The organism is Parasegetibacter sp. NRK P23 (genome assembly GCF_023721715.1).
Lineage (GTDB): Bacteria > Bacteroidota > Bacteroidia > Chitinophagales > Chitinophagaceae > Parasegetibacter.
In genome coordinates this window covers 1,948,590-1,962,814 of sequence record NZ_JAMDLG010000001.1, presented here as the reverse complement: position 1 = coordinate 1,962,814, position 14,225 = coordinate 1,948,590, and the positions used below count along the sequence as shown (strand labels likewise).

At 48.3% G+C, this 14,225-nt stretch carries 10 protein-coding genes; 3 read left to right on the top strand and 7 right to left on the bottom strand.

Annotated elements, in window-relative coordinates; translation table 11 throughout:
- Both M4J38_RS07995 and M4J38_RS07990 read right to left on the bottom strand, forming a co-directional pair.
- Complete coding sequence (locus tag M4J38_RS07995) at positions 1–1,326, bottom strand: DUF4876 domain-containing protein (protein WP_251759024.1); 1,326 nt, start codon at positions 1,324–1,326, stop codon at positions 1–3.
- 23 nt (positions 1,327–1,349) lie between these two features.
- Complete coding sequence (locus M4J38_RS07990; RefSeq protein ID WP_251759023.1) at positions 1,350–4,100, bottom strand: TonB-dependent receptor plug domain-containing protein; 2,751 nt, start codon at positions 4,098–4,100, stop codon at positions 1,350–1,352.
- Positions 4,101–4,368: 268 nt separating this feature from the next.
- On the opposite strand from M4J38_RS07990, the gene M4J38_RS07985 reads away from it, so the two are divergent.
- Complete coding sequence (locus M4J38_RS07985; protein ID WP_251759022.1) at positions 4,369–5,169, top strand: oligogalacturonate lyase family protein; 801 nt, start codon at positions 4,369–4,371, stop codon at positions 5,167–5,169.
- The gene (locus M4J38_RS07980) at positions 5,169–5,618 is read left to right on the top strand and encodes a hypothetical protein (RefSeq protein ID WP_251759021.1); all 450 of its coding nucleotides are present in this window, start codon (positions 5,169–5,171) and stop codon (positions 5,616–5,618) included. The genes M4J38_RS07985 and M4J38_RS07980 overlap by 1 nt, the downstream gene beginning before the upstream one ends.
- Before the next feature lie 6 nt (positions 5,619–5,624).
- On the opposite strand, the gene xseB is transcribed toward M4J38_RS07980, so the two are convergent.
- Both xseB and xseA read right to left on the bottom strand, forming a co-directional pair.
- Positions 5,625–5,828, bottom strand: a complete 204-nt coding sequence (gene xseB / locus M4J38_RS07975) for an exodeoxyribonuclease VII small subunit (protein ID WP_251759020.1) — start codon at positions 5,826–5,828, stop codon at positions 5,625–5,627.
- A complete protein-coding gene (xseA, locus tag M4J38_RS07970; RefSeq protein ID WP_251759019.1) occupies positions 5,821–7,158 on the bottom strand; it encodes an exodeoxyribonuclease VII large subunit in 1,338 nt (445 codons plus the stop codon). The genes xseB and xseA overlap by 8 nt, the downstream gene beginning before the upstream one ends.
- Before the next feature lie 150 nt (positions 7,159–7,308).
- Here xseA and M4J38_RS07965 point away from each other — a divergent pair, with 150 nt between their 5' ends.
- Positions 7,309–8,601, top strand: a complete 1,293-nt coding sequence (locus tag M4J38_RS07965) for a DUF2851 family protein (RefSeq protein ID WP_251759018.1) — start codon at positions 7,309–7,311, stop codon at positions 8,599–8,601.
- A gap of 1 nt (position 8,602) precedes the next feature.
- Here the strand turns inward: M4J38_RS07965 and M4J38_RS07960 are convergent, their stop codons facing one another.
- The 3 genes from M4J38_RS07960 to dnaE form a co-directional block, all read right to left on the bottom strand.
- Complete coding sequence (locus M4J38_RS07960; RefSeq protein WP_251759017.1) at positions 8,603–9,895, bottom strand: NupC/NupG family nucleoside CNT transporter; 1,293 nt, start codon at positions 9,893–9,895, stop codon at positions 8,603–8,605.
- A gap of 106 nt (positions 9,896–10,001) precedes the next feature.
- On the bottom strand, positions 10,002–10,334 hold the full coding sequence (gene trxA, locus M4J38_RS07955; RefSeq protein WP_308217824.1) for a thioredoxin: 333 nt from the start codon (positions 10,332–10,334) through the stop codon (positions 10,002–10,004).
- 76 nt (positions 10,335–10,410) lie between these two features.
- Positions 10,411–14,055 (bottom strand): DNA polymerase III subunit alpha, encoded by a 3,645-nt coding sequence (dnaE, locus tag M4J38_RS07950; RefSeq protein WP_251759015.1) that lies wholly within the window; start codon positions 14,053–14,055, stop codon positions 10,411–10,413.
- Positions 14,056–14,225: the final 170 nt, after the last annotated feature.

Below are 14,225 nucleotides of genomic sequence, written 5' to 3'. Positions count from 1 at the left end.
TTAATCTTTGAAACCGCGGGGTTGTGCAAGTTCGAAATAGTCGAAGTCTTCAGTTGAGTTGTTGGTATCTTTCAAAAATCTCCTGCCGTTTACCTGGCGGCTTGTTTTACGGATCAGGCTTTGAGAGGAATACTGTCCATCCGGAACAAAGGCGAACCCGGCGTCAATTCCGGCCCATAGCTTTTTAGGAAAACGGCTGGAGGCCACCGCGTGCTGCACCTCCACTGCATCAATCAGGTTTGTTACGGGTAACTGGTACACCAGTTTGGCGCTGGCGGAAGGAGCGGCACCATCCATACGTGGCACGGCATAACCGGGCAGGTCTTCGATCCTTCCATTGTAGTGGAAAATCGCGAATGCGTCGCGACCCGGGTTGTCCAGAATCATATCCTGAAAGCCATAGTCCTGTATAACGATCATATTGGGTATGGCGGGAACATCAATATCAGAATTCAACCTGCCTGTACCATAGTAAGCTTCAAAGTCTGCGCCACTCAGGTCGATAGTAAGGTCCGGACGCTGTGGTGTAATGGCGGTACCATCTACGCCGGTGTAAGGAGATTTGTGGTTAAGCGCGTTTTGAGCGATGATGATGGAAGTTCCGGGTTGTATGGGGTACTGTTTTCCTGTGCCGGGAATTCTGAAAATCGTTTTACAATAAACATAATCAGTATTCGCGTTGATGTTGGCCGGCATTCCGTAAGCACGCTGCCAGTCGTATTGTCCATCCGGCCTGAATGCGCCGGTGCTGTTGGGCGACGCGCTCCTGTATCCTTCCAGTTGTGTGATGTAAAGGCTGTCTGCATAAATCACTTCCGTGGAGTTGTTGAATATTTCAATGAACTGATCCCTGAAACTTGCTGCTGTTGTAGTATTGGAGCCGGCATAATAAATCTGTTTTATCAACAGGTCGCCGGTTTTCCCTGTATTAAGGGCCAGCGTAAGCACATTGGATAAATTGGCGTTGATGACCTGCCGGGTGGCAGTGGCGCTGAACACCACCGTATCTTTTTCAACATAGCCTGAAAGCGCCAGGAATTTTTCGGGGGAAAAACTGATTTGGGCGGTAGCGTCATAAAATCCGGCCGGGATGTCTTCAAACAGAATGGCTGTTTCCGCCCCTGCGGTTTTTTCATATTGTTGTCCGGTTTCAGTGTTCCGGATAGACACTTTTACTTCTTCCAGCGGCAGGTAATCGTAGGTGGTGGCATAGGATATGTTCACCGTAACATCGGAAGGCGGAATGAACGGCAATTCTTTTTTGTTGCAGGAAACGATCATGGCCACTTGCGTGATGGCCACCAGTAGGTATAGCATCTTTTTCATTCTGTATATTTTTTGCGTTTTTGTCAGAGTTCAAAACTGATATCCGCCCCGAATGCCGGTGCCTCGTTGTATATAATTTTCGTCCCGGAAGGATTGGTATAGGTCGGACGGATATTCAAAAAGTTATTGGCATACATAGAGAACCTGTATTTCTTCCCGATGGCTTTAGAAATCCTGAGGTGGAAGTTTCCGTAAACGATGGGTTGGCGTGAATCTGTGGGGTCCAGCGGGTTCTGGCGCAGCAGGAGGTAGGCGTCGCTTCCCCGGTCTTTGGCATCCAGGTAAACTTTTTCAAATGTATTTGAAATGTACCCAATGGGAAGGCCATCATACGCGTACCTGTCGGTACCGTTCAGCCAGAAGGTCTGAAAGCGCCAGTTAACCAACAATCCGATGGCGGAAATATGGTGTGCGGTACTCAATGTTGTTACAAACTGCTGCGTTCTGTAACGGGTACTTTGGTGAATGCCTATAATAGCTTCCAGCCGCATATCAAGCGGATCGGGCACAAGATAATTCTCTCCCGGATTGTAATAATATGAATTGGTATAGGCACCCGATAGGTCGAATGAAGTCTGGATAGAAGGTATCTTCCTGAGGCCTATTGAAAACTCCAAACCTTTTGTCTGGCTGAACAGCAGGTTCCTCATGGTATTGTACCGCAGCACGAACAGTTCGTCGCTCCCGTTAGGCCCATAGGAGGGTTTTTGTCCCGGCTGGGTTCCTGTTACCACCAGTTGTGGTAGATACAAAGGGTAAAGTACCGGTGTTGCGTTGAACCCTTTTTTGTTGGTTTTCAGGTATGCAGACAAAGTATAATGAAAAAGCCCCGACCGGCCTGAAACGCCTGTTTCCAACGTATGGCTTATGGCTGGCTGTAGCCGTCCTGCCGTTTGCATAGTGGTGGTGATCACTTCCGTATGTCCTACATATACGCTCTCCTCGGGCTTATTGGGTACATAGTAGCTCAAGCGGGGAATATCGTAGTACACCGGTCCGGGGTAAAGATGCGCCAGACCGGGCGCCTTTGTGCTGATGCCATAGGCAAAGTTGAACTGCAAACCGGGCGATACATCCAGGGCTGCATTCATCCTGGGATTAACAGAAACATTGCTTCCCATTAATTGCATCCGCATGCCGAAATTGTTACGGAATATGGCATTGCCGATATGAACCTTCATCTGATCCTGTATATACAGGCCTCCCTGGGCGAGATTGATTTCGTTTGCAAAATAATAGGGGCGTTCTGAAAGAAATGATTGCGGCTTAAAGCGCGGGCGCAGGGGATCGAACAAACGCCCCCTGCCGAAATTGTCATCATAAGAAGCGTCTGCTCCCATTGAAAACTGGTGAACAACAGCTTTCCCAACCGGTCTGCTGTTGAGTTCTATCCTCATGCCGGAGGAGAAGGGAACACCATGAATTTCACGGAGCGCGATGTAATTTGGCGGAATAAAACTGCCTTCAAACGTACCTGTCTGGTCGGCAGCCGACAATCCAAACACACCATAGTTCAGGTAATACTGGTCCTTGCTGTGTTGTACGCCTATCGACGCGTTAACGTTGAACTGTATGCTTTCCAGCCATTTCTCCCGGAGGTGAAAACTAATTCTGTTGGATAACCTTGTGCCATAATTTTTGAATGAAGTGAACCTGAAATTGTTCTCATCCGGATTCGTTTTGGCATTATCGAGGTTACTGTAAAGATCAAGACTGAAGGTATTCTTTATAGCAGCATTCAGGTTTTTCGTCCAGATGATTCCTCCCGAAATACGGTTATACGATTTCAGTTTATCTCTTTTATCTGCAACACTATTGATGTAATCAAAGCTGGCGGAAAGCAGGCCGCGGTTCTTTTTAAGTTTGAATCCTTTACCAACAGACATGTTCGTGATGCCGTTCTGCATTCTAACGGAGCCGCGGTAAGGTGCCAGTCCGGCCTGTCTTTCAATCAATATGGCACCATCCGTAACATCGCCGTATTTAACCGGTGCCACACCTGCGATCACTTCTATCTTTTCAATATTGGAGGCCGGGATCTGGCGGATATCAAAACCACCACCTGCGTAATCGCCGGAACTGTAGCCAGAGGCGCTGAACGTCCGGAATGCGCCCCATTTGCCAACGTCATCCGTTTGCATGTTGGCGTTATTTGAAATGCGCGCGTCATCTACAATGATCCCCACGCCAAAAGCATTGTTCTGTCCAATGCCTGCAAGCGTACTTGCGCCGCGCAGCGTAATGGCCCTTGCGCCCTGAAGGTTGGTGTTGGTTATGGATTTCCCCGGGAGGAGTTGCAGAATATCATCCAGGCTGTAAGCTTGTATCTGATCAATGGCGGCCCTGTTAATAAGAAAAGAGGAGTTGGATTGCGCCCTTGTACGGATTCCATTTACTTCCACTTCTTTCAACCGGAGGCTCTGAGGTTGAAGCAGTATGGTGCGTGCATTGATTCCATTCGGGTGAATCTCCTTTGACGCATACCCGGCGTAAGAAACAAGCAATGTTGTGTTAGAGGTATTCAGCGTCAGCTCACCTTTGTCGCTGGCCATCCACCGCATCTGAAGATCAGTTGTTTGAACGGTCGCAAATGCAAGCGGCTGATTCGTAACACTATCCCTGATGGTCAATTTGACCGGCACTGCTTGCGCAGTTCCCCCTAACGCAGCCCCAAGTATCAGCACGATAAGGAATACCTGTTGTGCGCGTAAACGCCATGTACCACTTGTTTGGTTTGTAAAAGATTGAAATTCAGGATTTGTCGCCACAGCCATCAGAGCTCGTTGTTGAGGTTGCGAAATTCCATTTCTTAAATGGATAAAGTTTACGATATCGGGAAATCGATTTTCGAGAAGGGGAATTAATTTTCAATTATTCATAGCTGTGAGGTAAGAATATTGAAACTTTTCAGCGCATATTCAGGCCTAGAACGTAAGATGGTTGCAAAAGCATTTATATTTTCCCGGCTTCCCCAGGTGGCAGGATTGTACAGGACAATCAACCGCCATAAAAATCCTTACTTCAATATCTAACGATTGGCAAATGAAATCAGTCATCCTGCTATCTTCCGTGTTGGCATTCAGCACAACCGAATTGTATGCACAACCAGTTATGGAAACCGGCGGACAAAAAATGCCGGACGAATGGATCGATAAATCCACCGGACATAAAGTGATCAAACTCACCAGGAGGGAAGGAAACAACATGAGTTTCTACTTCCACAACAACCCCTTCATCGGGAACAAAATGATCTTCTACGGCACGGATTACCTGCATACCGCCAAAAATGATTCCGTGAAACAGGAAACCGGCAATATCCCCGCCGCCAATAAGCAATTGTATAGTGTCGATCTTCAAACGAAAAAAATAGAACAACTCAGTTTTCTTCCCCATCCCATGAACGGGGAAATTGTAGCGAAGAAATCAAATAAAGTGTATTACCAGTTAAACGACAGCGTTTTCGCAACGGATGTTACCACTAAAGCGACCAAACTGGTATTCAGGTTTCCCGCTGATTTCAAAGGCAATATCACGACCATCAACAGCAACGAAACCCTGCTGGGCGGCGCCTGGAGCAGTCCGAAGGAAAGGGATATCTTCAAAGCCAATCCCAACAAATCAAGTTATTTTAACCTCATCTACGAGGCCCGGGAACCGCGAACACTTTTTACCATTGATGTAAACACGGGTTCCCTTAAAAAGATATTCACCGACAGCGCCTGGCTTAACCATGTTCAGTTTTCCCCTACAGATCCGGATTTGCTGATGTTCTGCCACGAAGGACCCTGGCACAAAGTGACCGGATCTGGACCATCAATGTGCACACAAAAGATACGATGCTGATGCACCGCCGTACAATGGACATGGAGATTGCCGGACACGAATGGTTCGCGCCCGATGGCAAAACCATCTGGTTCGATTTACAACAGCCAAGAAGCGTCACCTTCTTTGTAGCCGGCGCCGATGTTAAAACAGGTAAGGAGAAAAAATACAGGCTCGAAAGAAATGAATGGAGCATTCACTTTAATATTTCGCCGGACCAGCAATTATTCGCCGGAGATGGCGGCGACCCCGGGCAGGTGGCCAAAGCGCCAGACGGTGAGTGGATATACCTCTTCAGGCCGGAAGGGGATAGGCTGATATCTCAGAAAATGGTGAACATGAAGCACCACAATTACAAGTTGGAACCCAATGTGCACTTTAGTTCCGATGGTAAATGGATCATCTTCAGGGCTAATTTCGAGGGCCATACAAATGTTTATGCCGTGGAAATCAGTAAGCCTGGTGATTAGCATAACTTATTCGGAAGTGTCCAGTTCTTTTAATACTTCCTGCACATCCAATTCGGTTTGCGTAAGTTTTAGCTTACAAATGGAGATCAGTTGCGCGGCTCTTTTCACTTTCACCGAAAGTACATCCACACTTACCTCACCTTTTTCCAGTTCTGTTACAATTTCCTGTAGTTCCCGGAACGCGGCCGTATAATCAGGTTGCTCACTCATTGATTTTATTTTCAACATGGGAAGTTACAGAACTTTCTATTGTACCGTTGTACAAATGGGTAACCAGTTTGCTGCCGGGCTCCAACTTTCCCGCATCAGCAACAACACGTCCTTCAAACAAAGTAATGCTGTAACCGCGTTTTAAAGTTTGTTCCGGACTCAACAAGCGAATATTGTTTTCCAGATGTTTGAGTGCAGTTGAATTGAACTCCAGTAATTTGAATGGAATACGCTCCAACTGTTCACGGTTGCGGGTCAGTTTCTCCCTTTCTTTTTCCAGGACGCGATTGGCGTACCACACCAAAGAAGTCTGCTGTAAACGAACAGATGCTGCATGGGCAGCCGTCGCCTTGCGTACCGCCGCATGCAACCATTTTGAAGTATTGTCCAGCGCGAGTTTCTTTTCTTTAAGCAATGCGGGCAGTGTTTGACCGAGGTATTTTTCTGCCGCGAGAACCGGTGCTTCAAAAGCGTTCACCTGCCTGATCAGCACTTCTCCCAACTGGGTTGGCGTAATGCAATTCGTATGGGCCACCATCTCCGCCACGGTTTCGTTGGTGGAATGCCCGATTCCTGTAAGCACCGGCAGCGGGAAACGGGCGATGGCGGCGGAAAGCGCATGGTCGTTGTAGCACGACAGTCCCACATCACCTCCTCCGCCTCGTACAATGGCTACCGCGTCAAAATGATGCCGTACTTTATGAATACGCTTTAACTGGTTGATGATGCCGGATACGGCACCCGCACCCTGCAACAAAGAAGGGAACAGCAGCGTGCCGAACCTGTACCCGTATTGGTTTTCATTCAGCACGCGCATGAAATCCGCGTATCCTTTACTGGTGCTGTCTGAAATAATGGCGATACGGTTGGGAACAGGCGCCAGCAGATGTCGCCTGTTTTGATCGAACAGGCCCTCCGCTTTTAACAAACGGATGCTGTTTTGTTTTTCTGCTTCGAGGTCTCCCAGTGTATAAGCGGGATCCATATCAAGAATGCGCAAGGCAAGGCCGTATACCGGATCGAAACTGATCTTTGCGAGGAGCAATACTTTGATACCTTCTTTTAACGGCTCATGAATGGTGGAAAGAAACAGGCGGTTGATGCGCTGGTAGTCGTCGCGCCAGAGGTTTGACCTGATCTGCGCGATCACTTTACCATTTGATTTTTCCACCAGTTCCGGATAGCAATGTCCTGATTGCTGGTAGAAATTCAGCTTGTTCATTTCGGCCCTGATCCACCAGGTTCCGGGAAACTTATCTTCCAGCGTTTGCTTCACGATGCGGAGCGTATCATGCAGCGAAAGAATCGTTTTTTCGGAAGTGTTGTTCATTGAATGAAAGTAGGAAGAATACCGTGATCTGATCTTCTATTTATCCGTTTTTTCCGGAATTTCTACCCCGTGAAAACAGCATTGCATTCCGGTGTTTTCACCTTTGTATGACAATAGGGCCCATGCTAATTTTGGAAAAAGAAGTGAAGTATGGTATCGGAGCGGCTGTTGCAATATATATGGGAAAGCGCCAGTTTTGATGTGCGGGATCTGCGAACGATCCAGGGACAGGCGTTACAGGTGATACAAAGGGGAAGCTGGAACAGGAACCAGGGGCCTGACTTTCTGCTGGCTACGATACGGATCGATGGAACGATACTGGTCGGAAATATTGAAATGCACCTGAAAAGTTCAGACTGGTTCAGGCATGCGCACGAGCGGGATGCACAATACAAAAACGTGATCTTGCATGTGGTGTGGGAGCATGATGATAAAGCGCCCGATATTCCCGTGCTGGAAATGAAAGAAAGGGTCGCCTCCATATTGCTGGGACATTACGAAAAGCTGATGCGTCAGCCGGAAACGATTGCCTGTGCCCGTATGCTGCATAAAGTAAACCCCGAAGTATGGCGGGAATGGAAGGAAAAGTTATTGCACCGCAGAATGATGAGCAAGGCAAACCTGGTATGTATGATGTTACAGCAAAACAACAGCGATTGGGAAGAAGTGAACTGGTGGATGCTGGCCAGGGCCTTCGGACTGCCCGTAAACAGGGATGCTTTTGAAAATGTGTCGCGCTCCATTCCACTGAAAGTACTGATCAGGGAATCGTTTCATCCATTACGGGGAGAAGCCTTGTTGATGGGGCAGGCAGGAATGCTGGAAGGGAATTTCTGTGATGAATACCCACGTGCTTTACAGAAAGAGTTCAGGTTCCTCGAAAAAAAGTACAGGCTCAAACGGCCCGCGCTTCAGATGAAACTGCTAAGAATGAGACCCGCGGCCTTTCCAGGCATCAGGCTTTCACAACTGGCTGCGCTTGTACCGTTGCGGCAACGGCTGCTGCCCAGGTTCTGTGCGGCTGAAACCCTTGAGCAACTGAAGAAGATACTGGAATGTTCCGCCTCCCTTTATTGGGAAACCCATTATCGATTTGATGAAGCCTCCGGTGCCTGTGCAAAGAAAATGGGCGCACAGCTCTTCGAGTCGCTCGTATTGAATGCCGTAGCGCCTATGGTATTCGCTTATGGCGTCGTGCACCGGAAAAAAGAATTATTGGAAAGGGTGGGGAAGTGGCTTTGGGCACTGCAACCGGAAACCAACAACAGGATTACCGCATGGAACAAACTAGGTGTTGGCGCCAGTAACGCGGCCGACACACAGGCTTTGCTGGAATTGACCAACGAGTATTGCGCACCACGGAAATGCCTGGAATGCGGCATAGCCCAATCATTGCTCCTTATGGAAGAAGATACCTGGGGAGAAGAGGAGCCGCCGCCTTAAATCAGAACAGCGCGCCGGCGATACAGCCACACATCAAACAGGCAATGGTACCACCAATAAGTGCTTTAACGCCCAGTTCCGTAAGGTTCTTGCGTTGGTTGGGCGCCAGTTGGCTGATGCCCCCGATCTGTATTCCGATAGAAGCAAAGTTCGCGAAACCGCAAAGTGCATAGGTGGTAATGAGTATGGATTTGGGATCTGAAATGGCACCGGAACCTTTCATCTCTCCGAATGAGATGTAGGCCACAAATTCGTTGAAGATGGTTTTCTCGCCCAGCAGTTGCCCGACCTGGATCATTTCGGCACTGTTCACGCCAATCATCCACGCAACGGGGGAGAAGATGTAGCCGAGCAGCATTTGCAGGGAAAGGGAATCGTACCGGCCGTTGGTAAAACGGGCGATATCGTCGTTGATGCTGAACCAATGTCCTACGGAACCCAGTACCCAGTTGCAGAGGTACATGAGGGCGGTAAATACGATGAGCATAGCGCCTACGTTCACCGCCAGTTTAAGACCATCGGTCGTACCAAGGGAAATAGCGTCCAGGAAATTGTCGCCGATCTTTTCTTTGGGGACTTTTAATTCGCGGATCACATTACCGGTCTGAGGAAAAAGAAGTTTAGAGACAACGATGGCGGCAGGTGCGCTCATGATCGACTGGCTGAGCATGTGCAACGCGAAGTACTTTTGCTGATCGATGTCGTTGCCACCCAGAAAACCTACATAAGCCGCGAGTACGCTGCCCGCTGTGTTGGCCATGCCACCCACCATAATACAGAGTATCTCGGAACGGTTCATTTTATCGAGGAAGGGGCGGATCATCAACGGCGCTTCGGTCTGACCCAGGAATATGTTCGCAGCGGTAGATACACTCTCCGGCCCGGAGATACCCAGTTTTTTCAGGAGCCACGCGAATACGTACACGATTTTTTGCAGCACACCGAGATAGTACAACATGGCGGAGAGCGCGGCGAAAAAGATGATATTCGGCAATACCTGTACCGCGAACACGTAAGCCCAGTTCCCGGTAGGATCCGCCAGTTTGCCGAAGATGAACTCGGTGCCTTTGTGGCCAATGTTAATCAGTTCAACAAACTTATCCGATATCCATCCGAAGAATAGTTTAATGAAGTTCACCTTTAATACGCCCAGCGCGAAACATATTTGCGCCACCACGCCAATGCCTATGAGTCTCCAATTGATGGCCCTACGGTTGTTACTCAGGAGGTAACAGATAAAAAGAAGGAAGAACATGCCAATGGCACCGCGGCCCAGATTTTCCCAATGCAGCATCCGGTGTGTTTATTTCTGTTAGTAGGTAATAATCGGGGCAATATAGGGAAATATGGGCATAAAAAAAGCCATCCCGGAGGATGGCCCTGTATAGAAAGGAATTGTATTACAGGTGTGCGTTGATCTTCTCAACGAAACGGGCTTTCGGCTGTGCGCCTACCAGTTTGTCTACTACTTCACCACCTTTGATGAAAAGGATGGCGGGGATGCTGGTGATGCCGTATTTGGTGCTCAGTGCCATGTTGTTGTCAACATTCACTTTACCTACGTTTACTTTACCGTCATACTCCTTGCTCAGTTCTTCGATAACGGGTCCGATGGCACGGCAGGGGCCACACCATTCAGCCCAGAAGTCAACTACTGTCAGTTTATCGTTTTCCAGCACCTGGGTCTGGAAGTTCGTGTCGGTGAATTCTAAAGCCATAATGATTGATTTTATTTTGTTAGCTAATTTTATTTTTGATATAAGGCTGCAAATTTACACCCATTTGGCGAATTTGCCAGTTCTGTCAGTTTTACTGTGAATTCGTTAACACACGTACGTCAATTTCAGGATGCTCCTGTAAAAAGACGGCCATTTCGTCATTCATTTCAAAGCCGGTTTCACTTGTTAAAAGACTCACCCTTTTCTGTGCCGCATGGTCCAGGATATTGAACCTTATGCCGGTTTTGCCGGGGTAGGTCCTGAAGTTGTTTTCCAGGAATTCAATCAGTTCTGTGGAGACGCTTTTAGGAGACATGTCCAGGATAAGTTGTTTGGTCATGGTTTTCTTCAGCGTTTCCAGCAGGGTGATCTGCGACAATTTGAATTCAAAATTATCTTCCTGGTTGAACCTGTTCTTGAACGCTCCTACGATATGCAAAACCGTGCCCGGCGTGAAATAATCCTTGTACCGCACGTAATCTTCACCAAACAGCGCGATGTCCATTTTACCACTGTAATCTTCCACGTTGAATATGCCGAATTGTTTGCCCGTTTTGGTGAGCCGGTGTTGCGCATCTGTTACCAGGCCTGCCAGACGGAAACTCCTGTTCCTGTTGGTTTGCGTGAGGATGTTGTCCTTGTATTCATTGTATTCCGCGACGGGAGTTATGCCGAAATGGGTCATTTCAAAACGATAGTTGTCGAGCGGATGGCCACTGATAAAGATGCCTGTTACCTGCTTCTCATTGTCGAGTAATTCGATAAGACTCCATTCGGGACAAGGAAGTATTTTCGGTACCGCGATCTCAGGCATTTCCATGGCGCCGAACAGGCTGTTGCCCGTGTGTTGCTGGTTGCCCTGGTAAACGTTGCCGTATTTGATGATCTTTTCCAATCCATTGGTATTGTCTCCTGCCGGGGTATGAAAATACTGGGCACGGTGGAACTCCGGGAAACAATCGAACGCACCCGAATAAGCCAGGCATTCCATTGATTTTTTATTGACCGCGCGTTGGTTTACCCGGCGCACCAGGTCGAAGATGTTTTCATAAGGACCACCTTTCTTCCGCTCTTCAATAATACTTTCTATTGCCGCTTCACCCACTCCTTTTAATCCACCCAGCCCAAAGCGGATTTCCCCTTTTTTGTTCACGGCGAACCCTTTCTGGGATTCGTTGATATCCGGTCCAAGTACTTTCAACCCCATGCGCTTACACTCTTCCATGAAGAAGGTGATCTTTTCAATGCTTCCGGCGTTGTTCAATACCGAAGCCATGTATTCGCTGGGGTAATGCGCCTTTAAGTATGCCGTTTGATAGGCTACGAACGCATAGCAGGTAGAGTGTGATTTATTGAAGGCGTATTGTGCGAAGGCCTCCCAGTCGGTCCATATTTTATCCAGTATCTTTTCGTCGTGACCTTTTTCGGAAGCGCCTTTTACAAACTGGGCCTTCATTTTATCCAGTACCGCTTTCTGCTTTTTACCCATCGCTTTCCGCAGCACATCCGCATCTCCCTTCGAGAAGCCGGCCAGGCTCTGGCTCAGCAGCATCACCTGTTCCTGGTAAACGGTAATGCCGTATGTTTCGGCCAGGTATTCCTCCATTTCGGGGAGGTCATATACAATCTCCTCCGTGCCATGTTTCCGGGCGATAAAGTTGGGTATGTATGCGAGCGGCCCCGGACGGTACAGGGCGTTCATGGCGATCAGGTCAGCAAACTGGTCGGGCTTCAGTTCACGGAGGTACTTCTGCATGCCGGGACTTTCAAACTGGAACGTACCGTTTGTTTCGGCTTTCTGGTACAGTTCAAAAGTCTTCTGGTCATCAAGGGGAATTTCATCAATGGAAATGTCCACATCATAATTCTCCTTGATCATGCGCAGGGCGCCCTTAATGATGGTCAGCGTTTTCAGCCCGAGGAAGTCCATTTTGATAACGCCGGCGTCTTCGATGATACTGCCTTCAATCTGGGTTACCAGCAGGTCAGAGTCTTTTGCGGTGCTCACCGGGATAATATTCATCAGGTCTTCCGGGGCGATGATGATGCCCGCCGCGTGGATACCGGTGCTTCTTACTGAACCTTCCAGCCTTTCCGCTTCTTTCAATACCCTGGCCTGAATATCGTCTCCATGATAGATGCTCCGGAGTTTGCGTACGTTCTCCAGGTCCTCCGGACCAAGTCCTTCTTTCGCTTCCAGCGATTTTTCGCCATCTTTGGCCGTAAGCGGGGCCTGTAAAACCCGACCCAGTTCTATGCCCGGTTTATCGGGCACCAGTTTGGCCAGCATGTTTGAGTCGGAGAGGGGCAGGTCGAGTACCCGCGCCACGTCTTTGATACTCATTTTGGCGGCCATCGTACCATAGGTGATGATCTGCGCCACCTGGTTCTTTCCATATTTATCTACCACATATTCGATTACCCGCTGGCGGCCTTCGTCGTCGAAGTCCGTATCAATATCGGGCATGCTCTTCCTGTCGGGGTTGAGGAACCTTTCGAAAAGGAGATTGTATTTGATGGGGTCGATATTGGTGATGCCTATGCAATAAGCTACGGCGCTTCCAGCCGCGGAACCACGTCCGGGGCCAATGAATACGCCCATATCGCGCCCTGCCTTGATAAAATCACTAACAATCAGGAAGTAACCGGCGAACCCCATCGTTTTGATGGTGAACAGTTCAAAATCCAGTCGTTCCGTAATATCCGGGGTCAGTTCTGAATAACGTTGCCGCGCGCCTTCATAAGTAAGGTAATGCAGGTATTCCCATTGGTTGAGGTTGTTGTCCTCGTGGACCTGGAACTCCTTCGGAATAGGGAACGCGGGCAGCAGGATGTCCTTTTTCAGGTTCAGCAATTCCACTCTTTCTACCACCATTTCGGTATTGCTGATAGATTGTGGGATATCGCTGAAAAGGGTCGCCATCTCCTCCGGACTCTTGAAATAGAATTGGTCGTTCGGGAATTTAAACCTCCGGTTTTTGATCTGTGTTTCATCGTTCACGAAATCATCGAACCCAGGGGTTGACTGCTTTTCACCGGTATTGATGCACAACAGGATATCGTGGGCGTTGTAATCATCACGGTCCGTATAGTGGGAATCATTCGTGGCGATTACCGGAACATCATACTTTTTGGAGAAACGCATGAGCGTTTCGTTGATCACTTCCTGTTCTTTGATGTTGTGGCGTTGCAATTCTATAAAAAAGTCTTCGCCAAAAAGATCCAGCCACCATTTGAATTCTTTCTCTGCGGCTTCTTCACCATCGTGAAGAATGGTTTGCGGCACGTAAGCGCCGATGCAGCAGGTAGTGGCGATCAGTCCTTCATGGTATTTTTCGATCAGGGATTTATCGATCCGGGGATATTTGCTGTACAGTCCTTCCGTATAACCCAGTGAAGTTAACTTGATGAGGTTGGCGTAACCTTTGGCATTCTTGGCCAGCAGCACCTGGTGGTAACGTTCATCACGTACTTCTTTGGTGAACTGCTTGCGGAAACGATCCTCTACCACATAAAACTCACAGCCAACAATGGGCTTTACTTTTAGCGAACCGTCTTCATTTTTATGTTTATAAGCCTCGCTCACGAATTCGAAGGCCCCGAACATGTTTCCGTGGTCGGTGATGGCCAGCGCCGGCATATTGTGTTTGATCGCTTTTTTATAGAGCGCCTGGATGGATGCAGCGCCATCCAACAAAGAAAACTGAGTATGTACGTGTAAATGTGAGAATTTCATTCGAACCTGTTTTGCCGCCCGGTTACTTCCGTTAATATGATCTTTCCAGGAAATTCCGGGCGAACTGCAAATAAACAATAAACCAGAGAGTTAACACGAACTGAACGGCCTAAAGTTACGCACATGTGTTGTTTCACTGCATTGATATTAGCTATATGCAGATAGAGCAT

What these genes read in the sequence shown, in the direction of transcription:
- M4J38_RS07995 (WP_251759024.1), bottom strand. Translation starts at nt 1,326, where the DNA reads ATGAAAAAGATGCTATACCTACTGGTGGCCATCACGCAAGTGGCCATG.
- M4J38_RS07985 (WP_251759022.1), top strand. Translation starts at nt 4,369, where the DNA reads ATGAAATCAGTCATCCTGCTATCTTCCGTGTTGGCATTCAGCACAACC.
- xseB (WP_251759020.1), bottom strand. Translation starts at nt 5,828, where the DNA reads ATGAGTGAGCAACCTGATTATACGGCCGCGTTCCGGGAACTACAGGAA.
- M4J38_RS07965 (WP_251759018.1), top strand. Translation starts at nt 7,309, where the DNA reads ATGGTATCGGAGCGGCTGTTGCAATATATATGGGAAAGCGCCAGTTTT.
- M4J38_RS07960 (WP_251759017.1), bottom strand. Translation starts at nt 9,895, where the DNA reads ATGCTGCATTGGGAAAATCTGGGCCGCGGTGCCATTGGCATGTTCTTC.
- dnaE (WP_251759015.1), bottom strand. Translation starts at nt 14,055, where the DNA reads ATGAAATTCTCACATTTACACGTACATACTCAGTTTTCTTTGTTGGAT.
- xseA (WP_251759019.1), bottom strand. Translation starts at nt 7,158, where the DNA reads ATGAACAACACTTCCGAAAAAACGATTCTTTCGCTGCATGATACGCTC.
- M4J38_RS07980 (WP_251759021.1), top strand. Translation starts at nt 5,169, where the DNA reads ATGCACCGCCGTACAATGGACATGGAGATTGCCGGACACGAATGGTTC.
- M4J38_RS07990 (WP_251759023.1), bottom strand. Translation starts at nt 4,100, where the DNA reads ATGGCTGTGGCGACAAATCCTGAATTTCAATCTTTTACAAACCAAACA.